This is a genomic window from Novosphingobium sp. Gsoil 351 (assembly GCF_009707465.1).
GTDB lineage: Bacteria > Pseudomonadota > Alphaproteobacteria > Sphingomonadales > Sphingomonadaceae > Novosphingobium.
This window is the reverse complement of sequence record NZ_CP046120.1, coordinates 1420876-1435960: the sequence shown is the minus strand read 5'-3', so window position 1 is coordinate 1435960 and position 15085 is coordinate 1420876. Positions and strand designations below refer to the sequence as shown.

Here is a 15085-nt window from a genome sequence, read left to right as displayed (position 1 = left end):
GGTATTCCCTCAGGCCTTCTTGCGGCGGCGAATTTCGGTGCGGACCGACAGCCCGAGCGCATCGGCGACGAGCGCGCCCTGTTCCATCGTGTGGCGGCTGGCGAGTCCGGTGGCGGGTGAGGCGCTGGCGGAGCGCCCGGCATAGCGCGGGCGCTGCGGTTTGACCCCCGCACCCTTGAGCGCCTGTTCGATGCAGCCTTCGACGAAGAACCAGCCGCCGTTGTTGCGCGGCTCTTCCTGGCACCAGACCACGTCTTCCAGCGCGGTCATCCTGGCCAGGCGGATCTCCAGCGCCTCCTCGGGGAAGGGATAGAGCTGCTCGATCCGCACGATCTGGATATCGTCGCGTGCCGCCGCGTCGCGCGCTTCCATCAGGTCGTAGGCGACCTTGCCCGAGCACAGGACCAAGCGTTTGGTCTTCGCGTCGTCGGCTCCATTGGGATCGGACAGGATCCGGCGGAAGTGGCCTTCGCCGACGAAGTCCTCCGTCGCCGATTTGGCCAATGGATGCCGTAGCAGCGACTTGGGCGCCATGATCACCAGCGGCTTGCGGAAGCCGCGGTGCATCTGGCGGCGCAGGACGTGGAAATAGTTGGCCGGCGAGGTGATGTTGCAGACCTGGATGTTGTCCTGCGCGCAGAGCTGGAGAAACCGCTCGAGCCGCGCGGAGGAGTGCTCCGGCCCCTGGCCTTCGTAGCCGTGCGGCAGCAGCATCACCAAGCCGTTGGCGCGCAGCCACTTGGCCTCGCCAGCGGCGATGAACTGGTCGATGATCGTCTGCGCCCCGTTGGCGAAATCGCCGAACTGCGCCTCCCACAGCACCAGCGTCTTGGGATCGGCGAGCGCATAGCCGTATTCAAAGCCGAGCACGCCGAATTCGGACAACGTGCTGTCGAGCACCTCGAAACGCCCGTGCGGAACCGACCACAGCGGGACAAAGCGGTGCTCGTCGGTTTGATCGACCCACACCGCGTGGCGCTGGCTAAACGTGCCGCGGCCCGAATCCTGACCCGACAGGCGCACCCCGAAACCTTCGGAGATCAGCGAGCCGAACGCCAGCGCCTCGGCGGTTGCCCAATCGAAGCCGCTGCCGTTGGCGAACATCTCGCGCTTGGCGTCGATGACCCGGGCGAGCGTCTTGTGGATCGTCAGGCTGGCAGGGACGGTGGTCAGGGTGCGGCCGAGGCTATCGAACAGTTTGCGATCGATACCGGTGGGCACGTTGCGCCGCGCGCCGACCGGGTCGGCGGGCTTATTCAGGCCGCTCCAGCGCCCCGCAAACCAGTCGGCCTCGTTTGGCTTGTAGCTTTTCGACCCGGCAAACTCTTCCTCGAGATGCGCGACGAACGCCGCCGCGGTCTCGTCCGCAAAGCCCTCGCCGATCACCTTCTGCTCGACCAGCCGCGCGGCGTAGAGCGCGCTGACGGGTGGATGCTGGCGGATCTGCGCATACATCAGCGGCTGGGTGAAGCTCGGTTCGTCGCCCTCGTTGTGGCCGAAGCGGCGATAGCACCACATGTCGATCACCACGTCGCGTTTGAATTTCTGGCGGAACTCCATCGCCAGCTTGCAGGCGAAGGTGACCGCCTCGGGATCATCGCCGTTGACGTGGAGGATCGGCGCCTGCACGCCCTTGGCGACGTCCGAGGGGTAGGGCGAGGAGCGCGCGAACTGCGGGCTGGTGGTGAAGCCGATCTGGTTGTTGATGACGAAGTGGATCGCGCCGCCGGTGTTGTAGCCGCGAATGCCCGAAAATCCGAAGCACTCCCATACGATCCCCTGTCCGGCGAACGCCGCGTCGCCGTGGATCAATACGGGCAGAACCTGGTCGTGCTTGATCGCATCGTCGCGCAGCACCTGCGTCGCGCGGACCTTGCCGAGCACGACCGGATCGACCGCCTCGAGGTGGCTGGGGTTGGGGACGAGGCTCATGTGGACCTTGATCCCGTCGAACTCGCGGTCGGTCGAGGTGCCGAGGTGGTATTTGACGTCGCCCGACCCACCGACGTCGTCGGGGTTGGAGGAGCCGCCAGAGAATTCGTGGAAGATCACGCGGTAGGGCTTGGCCATCACGTTGGCGAGCACGTTGAGGCGGCCCCGGTGGGCCATGCCGTAGACTATTTCCTTGATGCCGAGCTGGCCGCCCTGCTTGATCACCGCTTCGAGCGCGGGAATCATCGATTCGCCGCCGTCGAGCCCGAAGCGCTTGGTCCCGACGTATTTCTTGCCGAGGAACTTCTCGTACTGCTCGCCGCGGATTACCGCGCCCAGGATTGCCTTCTTGCCCTCCGGCGTGAAGTCGATCGACTTGTCCGCGCCCTCGAACCGCTCTTGCAGGAACCGCCGCTCTTCGACATCCGCGATGTGCATGTATTCGAGGCCGACCTTGCCGCAATAGTTGGCGCGCAGGATGTCGACGAGCTGGCGCACACTGCACCATTCGAGGTTGAGCGCGCCGCCGAGATAGACGGGACGGTCGAGCGCCGCACCGCTGAAGCCGTGGTACTCGGGGGTCAGGTCGGGCGGCAAGTCCTGCTTGGTAAGGCCGAGCGGATCGAGCTGCGCGGCAAGGTGGCCGCGCACACGATAGGTGCGGATCAGCATCATTGCGCGGATGCTGTCGCCCGCGGCCTGCTCGACCGAGGCGGCGTCGGTTGCCGTTCCCGCCTTCTCCGCTGCCTTCTTGATCGCGACCTGCATCGCCAGCGGATCGAGCGCCGCGGTCAGGTCGTCCTCGGTCGTGCCGTCCCGCCAGTTGCCGCGCGCCCAGCTGGGGCCGGGCTGCGCCTCGCCCGGCTCCATCGCGGGGAGGAAATCGTGAAGTTCTTGACCCATTGTCGTTGTCCGGTTGCGCGCGTCAGCGCGAAGGACGGCGGCTTAAACCGTTTCCTTAAGCATCGCCGCCAGAGTGGTTCCAAGTTCGGCGGGCGAGGGGGAGACGCGGATGCCCGCTTCTTCCATTGCCGCGATCTTGTCGCCCGCGCCGCCCTTGCCGCCCGAGACGATCGCCCCGGCGTGGCCCATGCGGCGGCCGGGAGGCGCGGTGAGCCCGGCGATGAAGCCGACCATCGGCTTCTTGCGCCCGGCTCTCGCCTCGTCCTTGATGAACTGCGCGGCCTGTTCCTCGGCATCGCCGCCGATTTCGCCGATCATGATGATCGACTTGGTCGCCTCGTCGGCCATGAACAGCTCGAGCACGTCGATGAAGTTGGTGCCGTTGACCGGATCGCCGCCGATGCCCACCGCGGTGGTCTGGCCAAGGCCCGCCATCGTCGTCTGGTGGACCGCCTCATAGGTCAGCGTACCCGAGCGGCTGACCACGCCGACCGAGCCCTTGTGGAAGATCGATCCGGGCATGATCCCGATCTTGCACTCGTTGGGTGTCAGCACGCCGGGGCAATTCGGCCCGATCAGCCGCGATTTGCTCCCCGACAGCGCGCGCTTGACCCGGACCATGTCGAGCACCGGGATGCCTTCGGTGATGCACACGATCAGCTCGATCCCGGCGTCAATCGCCTCCATGATCGAATCGGCGGCGAACGGCGGCGGCACATAAACGCACGAAGCGGTGGCGCCAGTGGCGGCCTTGGCGTCGTGGACGGTGTCGTAGATCGGCAGTCCGATATGGGTGGAGCCGCCCTTGCCGGGAGTGACCCCGGCGACCATCTGCGTGCCATAGGCGAGCGCCTGCTCGGTGTGGAACGTGCCGGTCGCCCCGGTCATTCCCTGGGTGATGACCTTGGTGTTCTTGTCGACGAGGATACTCATGGGGAGAAGACACTCGCTGTGAGTCCCCGAGTAGGTGGGGACCTCGGTCGGACCGGCGCGACCTCGCCTGAGGCCCGCGCGTGCGCGGGCCCTCACGGATGGACTAGTTCAAGCTCGAATCGATTGCCTTGCACGCCACCAGCAACTCATTGACCGCATCGACGCTGACCTGAAGATAGCCCTTGGCTTCGTCGTCGAGGTCGATTTCGATGACCTTCTCGACCCCGCCGGCGCCGATCATCACTGGCACGCCGACATACAGGTCCTTGAGGCCGTATTCGCCTTGGACCCAGGCGGCGCTGGGGAGGATGCGCTTCTGGTCGTTGAGGAAGGCTTCGGCCATGGCGATACCGCTGGCGGCGGGCGCATAGAACGCCGAGCCGGTCTTGAGCAGCGCGACGATTTCGCCGCCGCCGCTACGAGTGCGCTGGACGATCGCGTCGATCCGCTCCTTGGTCGACAAGCCCATCTTGATCAGGTCTGGCACGGGGATGCCGTTGACGGTCGAATAGGCGGGGACCGGGACCATCGTGTCGCCGTGGCCGCCGAGCACGAAGGTGTTCACGTCGCGCACCGAGACCTTGAACTCGTCGGCGATGAAGTGACTGAATCGTGCACTGTCGAGCACGCCAGCCATCCCGACCACCATGTTGTGCGGCAGGCCGGAGAATTCACGCAGCGCCCAGACCATCGCATCGAGCGGGTTGGTGATGCAGATTACGAACGCGCCGGGGGCGTGGTTCTTGATGCCCTCGCCGACCGCCTTCATCACCTTGAGATTGATCCCGAGCAGGTCGTCGCGGCTCATCCCCGGTTTGCGCGGGACGCCTGCGGTGACGATGATGGCGTCGGCCCCGGCGATGTCGGCGTAATCGTTGGTGCCGGTGATCTTGGCGTCGAAGCCTTCGACCGGGCCGCACTGCGACAGATCGAGCGCCTTGCCTTGGGGCACGCCCTCAACGACGTCGAACAGGACGATGTCGCCCAGCTCCTTCTGTGCCGCGAGATGCGCCAGTGTCCCGCCGATATTGCCTGCGCCGATCAGCGCGATCTTCTTGCGTGCCATGCCATGCCCCTTCCCGGAATCCCGCGGGTCAGACGCGCTATGGGACAGCCATTCCTACCCGCAAGAGGATCGGCACCCGGCGAAACACGAGCGGCCTAGACGTAGGGGAAAGACAAGGCAACCGGGAAAACCCCGACCACTGGATTTATTTCTGATAACGGTTCGCAGTAGCAGAAAGGTCTATTTGCGGCTCAAGCGGTCAACCGTCGCGCACCTTCGTGTTCTTGCACCAGCAGCAGCGCGGCGAGATAATCGGGCACCGCGCGACTGAAATAATAGCCCTGGCCAAGGGTACAGCCCGCCGCTCGCACCGCGCGGACTTGCTCGACCGTCTCGAGCCCTTCGGCGACGATCTCCATCTCCAGGGTATTGGCCATCTCGGCCACGGCGCGGATGATCGCGTCGCTCTTGCGGCCAACGTCGAGCCCCGAAACGAAGCTGCGGTCGATCTTGATCTTGCTGAAGGGATATTTGTCGAGATAGCCGAGTGACGAATAGCCGGTGCCGAAGTCGTCGAGCGCGAAGCGGACCCCTTCGGCGGCGAGCTGGCGGATAAAGTTGTCCGTTGTCTCGTCGGCCTCGAGGAACACGCTCTCGGTGATTTCGAGTTCTAGCCGAGAAGGCTTCAGTCCGGCCTCGCGGATCGCGCCAAGAATGCCCAGCGCCGCACCCGGCGCGCGCAGTTGCAGCGGCGAGAGGTTGACGCATAGGGTCACGTCCTCGGGCCACTGCGCCGCGGTCTTGGCGGCCTGCGCAGTGATCCAGTTGCCCAGCGTGATGATGACCCCGGTCTCTTCGGCGACGGGGATGAATTCGTCGGGTTTGAGCTCGCCCTTTTCCGGGTGGAACCAGCGGACCAAGGCTTCGAAACTGCGAATGCGGCCCGTGCCGAGATCGACGATCGGCTGGAAATAGATCGAGAGCTCTTCGCGCTGGATCGCAAGCCGCAGTTCGGATTCGATCTCGCGGCGACGGACCAGGTCGCGGGTCATCGACGGGTCGAAGAAGCTGAACTGGTTCCGCCCGTTGACCTTGGAATGATATAGCGCGAGGTCCGCGCCCTGCATCAGGCTGTCAATGTCGTTGCCGTCGTCGGGCATCATGGCAATGCCCATCGACGAATGGATCTGTAGCCGATCTCCATCGATCCTGATCGGCTGGGTGATCGCCTCGAGCAGGCTGGCCGCGAGCGTCTCTAGCTCGCCGCGGCTGTCGGTCTCGCAGGCGATAATGAACTCGTCGCCGCCGAACCGCGCGATCGTGGCGTCGGGCGGGCACTGCTTGCGCAGCCGGGTCGCGATTTCAGACAGCACCCGGTCGCCTACCGGGTGGCCGAGCGTGTCGTTGACCTCCTTGAAGCGGTCGAGATCGAGCCAGAACAGCGCAAATTTGCGGTTGCCCTGAAGCCGCATCAGCCGCTCGACTAGGTGGTGGTTGAGACCCGCGCGGTTGTACAGCCCGGTGACCACGTCGGTCCGGGCAAGGAGCTGCATCTTTTCTGCGAGGCGGGTGCTCGTCTCGGCGGCGGCGATCGAGGTACGCATCACTTCGAAGATCGATACCGAGATGGAGATCATCGCGGGCAGGAATAGCGCTGTGATCCCCGCGAGGACGCGATGCGCGAGATCGGGCGAGATCGCGCCGGCAATGATCACGGGTCCGGCCGCGAGGACCAGTTGGCCGATCGCAATGGCTGGGCGCCCGGCATTGCGCGACGCCATCGCGGCGCCATAGCTCATCGCGTTCGCGACCGTCAGTGTTTGGACGCTCGACGGCGCGTTGAGCACCATACACTGCGCGGCGATCAGGCCGCATACACCGGCGTAAGCGAACGCCCCGACTTCGAACAACAATTCCAGCAGCGATTTCTTGAGCGACTGGAGCCGGGGCAGCAGATAGGCCATGACCATGCGCACGGTTGCGATGGCAGTCAGGAGTACCGCACTGTTCCTCAGCCTCGGGTCGCCCACCTCGACGGCCGCGCACCATGCCATGACAATGCCACACAGCGCACCGATGAGCATGTTGCTCGGTTGCTGGTACAGTCTCTCGATCAGAAGCCTCCGGACGTGTTCGTCCGTCGCGCTGGTCGGAAACAGCCACTGCAAACTGGGGCGGAAACGCGCGATCTTTCGGCTCCTAGGTTGCTTGTCGCCTAGAGATTTATCATCAAGCAATCGTTAACGAACGCAGGGCAGCTCGATCTGGGTCGATAGCCAAGCCCGCAGACTCTGAACCGGGAGCGGGGAGTGAAAGCGTCTCCATTTTGCGGGGCAACGGGTACGATCGGCGGCGCGCCCTTGCTCGTCGCGGAAGCGCACCTTGATCCCGAGTTTTCCCTCGCCTGACCCCCGCCGCAGGGCTCATGTGCGGCGACTCAGGGAATGATGAGTACTTCGCGAAGCACCATTGGAACGCCAGCCGCGCTTGCGGCATCGCCAAACTTTCGTTAAAGAGGCCCGTAAACTGCGTAATTCATTCGCTTTGCGGGGGCCGACAGCAAATGGCCGTAGCTTTGGCCGCGCCGCCTGCCGCAACGCGGACAGGCGATGGAGAAGGGCAGTCGCGTGCGCAAATCCACGCGCTGATCGCGCCGTTTGCGAAGGCCAACTCGGTTCAGGGTTACAAGTCGTTTGCGGTCGATCTGGCGCTATACGCGTTCGGTATCGTCGCTGTGCTATTCTTCGACAACCTAGCTGGGAAAATCGCCGGAGGGCTCGTCGCCGGCGCCGCTCTGGTGAATCTGGGCGCGCTCCTGCACGAGGCTGCGCACCGTGCGGTGGTAAAGTCGCGGCGGGGCAACAAGGTGATCGCGGTCATCAGCATGACCTTGTGCCTGTTCAACTACCGGCTGTGGATTTACGATCACCACGTGTTGCATCACGCCCGCACGAACGTGAAGGGCAACAACTTTCTATCGCCGATCACCTTTCCCGAGTATCGCGCGATGTCCAGCCTGCGCCGTGCGCTCTATCGCGCCTATCACTCGCCGTCGGGCGCAGGCATCCTGCTCTACTTCCTGATCGAGCGCTGGCCGACCGTGCATTTTTACCCGGGTTCGTGGCTGCCGCAGCGGTTTCGCCGCTCGGCGCTTGGATATGCCGCGCTGCAGGCCGGGTTCGCGGCGGCTCTGATCGGCGTGCTGATAAGCGTCCCGTTGGCGACCGGCGCCAGCGTCGCCGCTTCGGTGCTGTGCGGTTTCGTCCTGCCTTACACGATCTGGTTCGCGACGTTTTCGATGACCGTGTTCCTTCAGCACACGAATCCGCAGGTGCGCTGGTACCGGGACGCAGCAAGCTCTCCGCCCGAAGCGCTGTCGGTCCATGTCGGCATTCCCCACTGGATCAACCACATGTCGCACTATGGGCTCGAACATCCGGTGCACCACGTATCGGCGATCATTCCACACTACCGGCTGAAAGAGGCGCAGGCCGTGCTGGCGGGGATCGCCTCGCCACCGGTGATCTTCATGCGTTTCACCGCAGCCAATCTGCGCGACGTCGTCACCCGCTGCCGCCTCTACGACTACGACGCGCACGCCTGGATGGATTTCGACGGCGAGGTCACGGCGCTCCCGCTTGAGCGCGGCGCGATGCGCGCCGCACCGCCGGTAGGCGAGCATCTTCCCGAGCAGGCCGAACCCGCCTCGCCGGGCGCTATCTATCGCTCTGAGCGCGAAATCGCGGCGCGGCAGCAGGCCGCACTCAGCAATCAGGAAAACGTCTGATCGGTTCCGGCCGAGCCGGCATTCGGGTCAGCGTGCGGGAGCCGACCGGGTGCCGAAGTCTTCGCTTCCCATCCGGCCGGCCAACTCCACCGCCAGCTTGCGGTCGAGCGTGCGGGTGATTGCCATCCACCAGCGATAGCGTTCGCGATCACCATGGAAGAATGCGGCTTCCGCCTCGCTCTGCGCACGATGCCCGGCGCCCAGGCCATGGTCGGCGAACAGGCGCAGCGCTGCACGCAGCAAGGCGTCGCCTTGGGCATCGCTTCCATTGTCGTTCACCGCTGCGCAAAGCCCGGCTACGGGATTGAAAGGGCTGAAGCGAACGGCGTTTGTGGGGAACCGCGCGGCGCGGTTGAGGGATGACATGGGAGCGACTCCGGTATCGATCGGGGGGACGACCGTTGTCGCAGGGACCCGCTAACGTTCGGTGCGCGGGAATGGTTTCGTCGCGTTAACGTGTCTAGCTTGCGCTCGGTTCAGCCCTTGGGCGAGGCAATCCACCGCCCACTGTCGCGATATTCCGGGCGGATCTGGCCGGAAGCGGACAGGGCGTCGCCCGCCACCGGGGTATGGGCAAGTGCGGGGTGCGCATCGCCAAAAGGAAGAGCCGGTCTTGCCAGCGAACCGGCCGTGCTGTCCCACGCAGCCGCCCAAGTCTGAGCCACCGCCAGCGGATCCGCCTGAAGCAGCGGCGGCGGCAAGAACGGGCGCGGGTTCGGTGCCGCGACGGGCTCGCCGCCCCGATAGCGGTCGGTAAAGGCCCCCGCCGTCCCCGCGCCGCCAGGCAGGCGATAGAATAGGTGCGCGCCGATCGCGCCGATGAATGTCTGCCGCTCCGCCCAAGCGGGATGAACCGCGGCGGTATGGTAGTACGTTGCGAGTCCCACCGGGGCATAGACCTCGCCCGCCAGCGCACGTTCGGCCACCCGGCGCGCACGATCCCACCACATCCGCACGGGCGCGCGTGCCAGCGAACCATCGCAAGCAAAACTGAACTGGCAGCCGGGCCGCTCGGACCCTTGAAAGACGACGCCGCAGACGCTGTTCGGCCACTGCGGATGCGCGATGCGGTTTAGCACGACTTGCGCCACCGCACGCTGGCCAGCGTCGGGCTCGGCCGCGGCTTCATGGTAGATGGCGGTGGTCAGGCAACTGAGTGCACGAGAGCGGTCCCGCGCCGTTCCTGCCAGGAAGGTCGGACGGGCAATGGCGTCACCTAAACGAGCGTCGAGCGGGGCGGGGCGTTCGCTGGAGCGCGCCGCGCGTTCGGGCGCAACCACGCCGCTGTCGCTGTCGAGGTAATAGAACGCCGATCCGGGAAAGTTCTCGCCCGCGGCCTCGAACGGCTGGAGCCGCGGCGCGTTCGCTTGCGCCGCGGAGGGCTGCAGCGCCGAGCCGTCCCAGCCGAACGGGCTGAGAACGGCCAGCGCGGCGATCGCGGCCAGCGCCGCCGGGCGCGCGACCCGAGGACCGGTAGGCCGGACGACTGCGCGGGACTGGTGCGCCCCCGCGATCTTCGCCAGTTCGCCAGGCGTCACCGCGCGCGCACCTGGAGGTGGCGCCTCGGGTAAAGCGAACGGGCGGTATTCGATAACGAGCGGCATCGGTTCGAGAAATTCCTGGCAGGCTCGACTAACCGACCGCGCCGCTTCCCACAGCAGCCGATTGCCCCGCGTGCCACGGCGGCACACCGACCAGTCGTAACGTGAAAGGGTTAAGCTCGCATGGCGCGGCTTGCCGTTTCGATGCGCGCGGCGTAAGCGCCGCGGCGACGTCACCGGTTGTCCGCGTATCACCTTCGGGTGGAGCAAGGGCCGAAGAGGGAAGGGGGTTCGATGCCCCCGCTGCCCCCGCAACTGTGACCGGGGAGTGCCGCTCCCGAATGCCACTGGCCGCGTCTTCGGACAACGCCGGGAAGGCGGGGCGGCATGACGATCCGGGAGCCAGGAGACCTGCCAGCGACGGTCGTTCCGCAGCCGGGCGGGGTGTACCGGAATGCAGCGAGGCCCAGGCAATCCCGCCCGGACCTCCGCCATGAACGGCGTTCGTTCAAGGCCGGAGGTTTGCCCATGAAGTATCTGATTCTCCCTGTTGCCGCTCTTGCCGGGGCAGCTCCCGCGTACGCCGAAGATGCGATCGCCGCCGCCGACAGCGTGCGCGACGAGTCGATCACGGTCGTCGCAACCGGTGATCCGATCGCGGTCGATCGGGCCGGACAGCCGGTCAGCGTGATCGCGCGCGACGAGATCGACCGCATCCAGGGCGCCGATCTCATCCGTGTTCTCGAACGCGCGCCGGGGGTGACGATCACCCGCAATGGCGGGGTCGGCGGGTTCACCGGAGTGCGTGTGCGCGGTGCCGATGCCGAACAATTGCTGGTGCTGATCGATGGGGTCCGCGTGGCAGACGTGGCATCACCCGGGGGTGGGTTCGATTTCGGCAACCTACTGGCGGGTGGCATCGACAAGTTGGAACTGCTGCGTGGCTCGAACTCGGTGGTCTGGGGCAGCCAGGCGGTCGGGGGGGTGCTGGCAATCACCAGCCGCGAACTCGATGGGGCGGACGCTTCCGCCGAATACGGCGCGCACGACAGTTTCGATGGCTCAGTCGCCGCTGGCCTTGCCGGCGACAGCTACGCGATCACGCTGAACGGCGGCTACAATCGCACCGATGGCGTCTCCGCCGCCGCGACCGGCACTGAGCCAGACGGCTTTCGCCAATGGCGCGTGGGTGGACGCGGACGGGTGGAGATCGCCAGCGGTCTTAGCGCGACGCTGACCGGGCGCTACGTGGATGGTAAGCTTGACCTCGATGGCTTCCAGTTCGTCTTTCCGTTCGGTTTCATCGACACCCCCGAATACCAGACCACCACGGAAGCCTCCGGCCGCGCCGGGCTGAACTACGAGGCCGGGTCGCTTCGCCTCGCGGCTGGCTATGCCATCTCCGACATTCGTCGCGCGAATTTCGACCCGACATTCGGCGCTTCGCCCAATTTCGCATCGAAGGGCCGCAGTGAGCGTGCCGACCTGACCGGACACCTCGATCTACCGGCCAGCCTCTCGCTAGACTTCGGCGCGGACAGCGAATGGACGCGCTATTCGACCACGTTCGACGCCAAGCACACGGCGCGCCTTTCCAGCGGACATGCCCTGCTCGGATACCATGCCAACCGGATCAACCTCGCCGCAGGCGCGCGGATTGACGATCACAGCCGCTTCGGCAGCGAAGTGACGCTGGGCGCCAACGGAAGTGCCGATATGGGCGGCGGCTGGCGGGTACGGGCGAGCTACGGCGAGGGGTTCAAGGCACCGACGCTGTTCCAGCTCCTCTCCGACTTCGGCAACGCCGCGCTCAGCCCCGAGCGCAGCCGCGCCTACGACATCGGCATCGAGCGCGGCGACCGCAACGCAGCCCTGCATCTGGCGCTGACCGCGTTCCGCCGCGACAGCCGCGACCTGATCGACTTCGTTTCGTGCTTTGGGATCAGTGGGGGAATCTGCACCAACCGCCCATTCGGGACTTACGACAACGTCAAGCGCGCGCGCGCCGAAGGGATCGAACTGGAACTGGGCGCTAAGCTGTCAGGCCGCTTCACCGCGCAGGCCGCCTACAGCTATACTCGCAGCCGCAACCGTGCGACGGGCCTCGATCTCGCGCGCCGCCCACGCCATGCGGTCATGGTGTCGGCCGATTGGGCGACGCCGTTGGGCGGTCTGGCACTGGGCGGCGACTTGCGGCTGGTGGGCGACAGCTTCGACGACGCGGGCAATTTTTCCCGCCTCGATGGGTACGCGCTGGCGACCGTGCGCGCGAGCCTGCCCCTTGGCGAGCAACTCGAGCTGTTCGCGCGGGTCGAGAACCTGACCGACGCGCAGTACCAGACCGTCGCCGGCTACGGCACCTACGGTCGCAGCACTTACGTTGGCGCGCGCGCGCGGTTTTGATCGGGCGGGCGTTCCTCGCGGGTTTCGTCCTGGCCATCGGCGGGTGCGGGCGCGATGCGCCACCCGCACCCGCGGCGCATCCCACCATCGTCAGCCTCAACCCCTGCGCCGACGCGATCCTCGCCCAAGTCGCGGCGCCGGGGCAGGTGCTGGCAATCTCGCACTACAGCCATGATCCGCGCGGCAGCTCGATGCCGCTGGCGCAGGCGCGGCGCCTTCCGGCCACCGGCGGCACGGTCGAGGAGATCGCCGCGCTCGCGCCCGATATTGTCGTCGGCGACAGCTTCACCGCTCCCGCCACGCGCGCCGCGCTGCGCCGGTTGGGGGTGGGCTTCGCTGAACTGCCGATCGCCCCCACCGTCGCCGCGAGCGAGGCGCAAATTCGCTTCGTCGCGCGCCTGACTGGGCGGCCTGCGGCTGGCGACCCGCTGATCGCCCGTATCGAGCAGAGCCTGGCCGATGCCGCTCCGCCGCCGGACTGGACCCCGCCACGGACGATCGTCTGGCAGGGCGGCGGGCTGGTCGCGGGCGATGAGACTTTGATCGCCGAACTGATGGCGCGCGCGGGATTCCGCTCCGCCGCGGCGACGCGCGGGCTGGGGCAGGGGGCGATCCTGCCGCTCGAAGCGATGCTTGCCGATCCGCCACGGGTGATCCTGGCCGCGGGCGACCCCCGCGCCGAGCAGGATCGCTTGCTGCGCCACCCGGTGCTGGCGCGATTGCACCGAACCGCCAGCGCCCGGCTCGCCCCCAGGCTGTTCTATTGCGGCGGGCCGAGCATACCCCGGGCCATGGCGCGACTGGCGGCGATTCGTCGCGATCTGGCGCACCGGTAATGAGTCGCCCGGTCCTCGTCCTTCTGGCCGCAATCACGCTAGCCCTGCCGCTGTCGCTGCTCGCCGGGCGGGTGTGGATCGACCCGTTTCATCCACCTTTCGCCGCCGCGCCCGCGATCCTGCTGGAATTGCGCCTGCCGCGCGGAATGCTGGCGCTGGTACTCGGCGCCGGGCTGGGCGGTGCGGGCGCGGCGATGCAAGGCTATCTGCGCAATCCGCTCGCCGACCCCGGTCTGTTCGGGATCGCGCCAGGCGCGGCGCTTGGCGCGGTGCTCGCGTTGCTGGCGGGGGCGAGCGCAGCCTTTGCGCTGCCCGTGGCGGCGCTGATTGGCGCGGGGTCTGCAATGGCCTTGCTCGCGCTGATCGCCGGGCGGACCGCGGGAGTCACGCTGTTCACGCTCGCGGGGATGATGATCGCCAGCCTGGCGGGGGCTCTGACCAGTCTGGCGATCAGCCTCGCCCCCAATCCCTTTGCGCTGAGCGAGATCGTGACCTGGCTGATGGGCGCACTGACCGATCGCGGCTGGCCCGACGTATGGATCGCCGCGCCTCCCACGGTCCTGGGATTGCTGGTGCTCGCGCGCGCCGGACGCGACCTCGATGCGCTGACTCTGGGCGAACCAGCCGCTCGCTCGCTCGGCGTCGATCCGCGCCGTTTGCAGGGGCTGATGATCGTCGGCGTCGGGTTGACCGTAGGTGCCGGGGTCGCGGTCGCGGGGATCATCGGTTTCGTTGGGCTGATGGTGCCGCACCTCGTCCGCCGCTTCACCGACCGGCGGCCATCGCGGCTGATCCTGCCGAGTGCGCTGGCGGGCGCGCTGCTGGTGCTGGTTGCCGACATATTGTGCCGGATCATGCCGCTGGCCGGGGGTGAGTTGCGCCTGGGTATCGGCCTTTCGCTACTCGGCGCGCCGTTCTTCCTCGGTCTCCTGCTGCGGATGCGCCGGGGGCTGGCATGACCCTGGCGCTGCACAAGGCGACTGTGCCCGGGCGGCTCGACGAGGCCTCGCTCGATCTGAAAGCAGGCGAGATCACCGCGATCTGCGGCCCCAACGGCGCGGGCAAATCGACGCTGCTTTCGGTCATGGCCGGCTTGCTTAGGCCCGAACCAGGCACCGCCACCTGCGACGGTTCGCCGCTCGCCACGCTGCCCGCCCGGTCGCGCGCGCAGGCGATCGGGTATCTTCCCCAGAACGCCGAAGTCGCCTGGGACGTCGATGTCAAGACGCTCGCCGGGCTGGGCCGGCTGCCATGGCGCGCCTCCCAAGCCGAAGACCACGCGGCGATCGATGCGGCACTGGCCGCCACCGATCTCGTCGCGCTCGCCCATCGCTCCGTTTCTCAACTCTCCGGCGGTGAGCGTGCCCGCGCCCTGCTGGCGCGGGTGCTGGCAGGCGAGCCGCGTTGGATCCTCGCCGACGAGCCGCTCGCCGCGCTCGATCTGGCGCACCAGGCAGCGCTGCTGCGGACGTTTCGCGCGCTGGCGAACGAGGGCGTTGGTGTGGTCCTCGTCCTCCACGACCTCGCCCGCGCGATAAACGGCGCGGATCGCGCGATCGTGCTCGAAGGCGGCCGGATCGTCGCCGATGGGCTACCGCAAATTGCACTCTCGGCAGAGCGCCTAGCGCAAACTTGGGGCATCGAGGGCAGCTGGATCGGCGCGCCGGGGCAGATGGCGCTCTCGCTGTCGTGAAAGACCTTCCCACCTAAAATACCAATTGTCGTTTCCCCCGCCCGGCGCGAG

General features: G+C 66.8%; 11 protein-coding genes and 1 riboswitch. Of the genes, 5 read left to right on the top strand and 6 right to left on the bottom strand.

The annotated features are described in order from the left end of the window. Positions 1-9: 9 nt before the first annotated feature. The 4 genes from GKE62_RS06825 to GKE62_RS06810 form a co-directional block, all read right to left on the bottom strand. Positions 10-2835, bottom strand: a complete 2826-nt coding sequence (locus GKE62_RS06825) for a 2-oxoglutarate dehydrogenase E1 component (RefSeq protein WP_154691592.1) — start codon at positions 2833-2835, stop codon at positions 10-12. Between the two features lie 42 nt (positions 2836-2877). Next, complete coding sequence (gene sucD, locus GKE62_RS06820) at positions 2878-3768, bottom strand: succinate--CoA ligase subunit alpha (protein WP_154691591.1); 891 nt, start codon at positions 3766-3768, stop codon at positions 2878-2880. A 103-nt stretch (positions 3769-3871) separates the two neighbouring features. Continuing rightward, a complete protein-coding gene (mdh, locus tag GKE62_RS06815; RefSeq protein ID WP_154691590.1) occupies positions 3872-4834 on the bottom strand; it encodes a malate dehydrogenase in 963 nt (320 codons plus the stop codon). Between the two features lie 191 nt (positions 4835-5025). Continuing rightward, the gene (locus GKE62_RS06810; protein ID WP_230206971.1) at positions 5026-6744 is read right to left on the bottom strand and encodes a bifunctional diguanylate cyclase/phosphodiesterase; all 1719 of its coding nucleotides are present in this window, start codon (positions 6742-6744) and stop codon (positions 5026-5028) included. A gap of 593 nt (positions 6745-7337) precedes the next feature. On the opposite strand from GKE62_RS06810, the gene GKE62_RS06805 reads away from it, so the two are divergent. Next, positions 7338-8561, top strand: coding sequence for a fatty acid desaturase (locus GKE62_RS06805; protein ID WP_195908646.1), 1224 nt, complete (start codon positions 7338-7340; stop codon positions 8559-8561). 27 nt (positions 8562-8588) lie between these two features. Here GKE62_RS06805 and GKE62_RS06800 read toward each other — a convergent pair whose 3' ends face one another. Together GKE62_RS06800 and GKE62_RS06795 are read right to left on the bottom strand one after the other, a co-directional pair. Then, positions 8589-8840 carry a hypothetical protein gene (locus GKE62_RS06800; RefSeq protein WP_230206970.1) on the bottom strand — a complete coding sequence of 84 codons (252 nt, stop codon included), beginning with the start codon at positions 8838-8840 and terminating at the stop codon, positions 8589-8591. Positions 8841-9037: 197 nt separating this feature from the next. Next, the gene (locus GKE62_RS06795; protein WP_154691586.1) at positions 9038-10165 is read right to left on the bottom strand and encodes a cell wall hydrolase; all 1128 of its coding nucleotides are present in this window, start codon (positions 10163-10165) and stop codon (positions 9038-9040) included. Between the two features lie 182 nt (positions 10166-10347). Then, a riboswitch (cobalamin riboswitch) is annotated at positions 10348-10536 on the top strand. 94 nt (positions 10537-10630) lie between these two features. On the opposite strand from GKE62_RS06795, the gene GKE62_RS06790 reads away from it, so the two are divergent. From GKE62_RS06790 to GKE62_RS06775, 4 genes are read left to right on the top strand one after another with little or no spacing between them, the layout of a single operon-like run. Continuing rightward, a complete protein-coding gene (locus GKE62_RS06790; protein WP_154691585.1) occupies positions 10631-12505 on the top strand; it encodes a TonB-dependent siderophore receptor in 1875 nt (624 codons plus the stop codon). Continuing rightward, on the top strand, positions 12502-13341 hold the full coding sequence (locus tag GKE62_RS06785; RefSeq protein WP_230206969.1) for an ABC transporter substrate-binding protein: 840 nt from the start codon (positions 12502-12504) through the stop codon (positions 13339-13341). Before GKE62_RS06790 ends, GKE62_RS06785 begins: the two co-directional genes overlap by 4 nt. Next, positions 13341-14300 carry an iron ABC transporter permease gene (locus GKE62_RS06780; RefSeq protein WP_154691584.1) on the top strand — a complete coding sequence of 320 codons (960 nt, stop codon included), beginning with the start codon at positions 13341-13343 and terminating at the stop codon, positions 14298-14300. The genes GKE62_RS06785 and GKE62_RS06780 overlap by 1 nt, the downstream gene beginning before the upstream one ends. Then, positions 14297-15034 (top strand): ABC transporter ATP-binding protein, encoded by a 738-nt coding sequence (locus GKE62_RS06775; protein WP_154691583.1) that lies wholly within the window; start codon positions 14297-14299, stop codon positions 15032-15034. The genes GKE62_RS06780 and GKE62_RS06775 overlap by 4 nt, the downstream gene beginning before the upstream one ends. Positions 15035-15085: the final 51 nt, after the last annotated feature.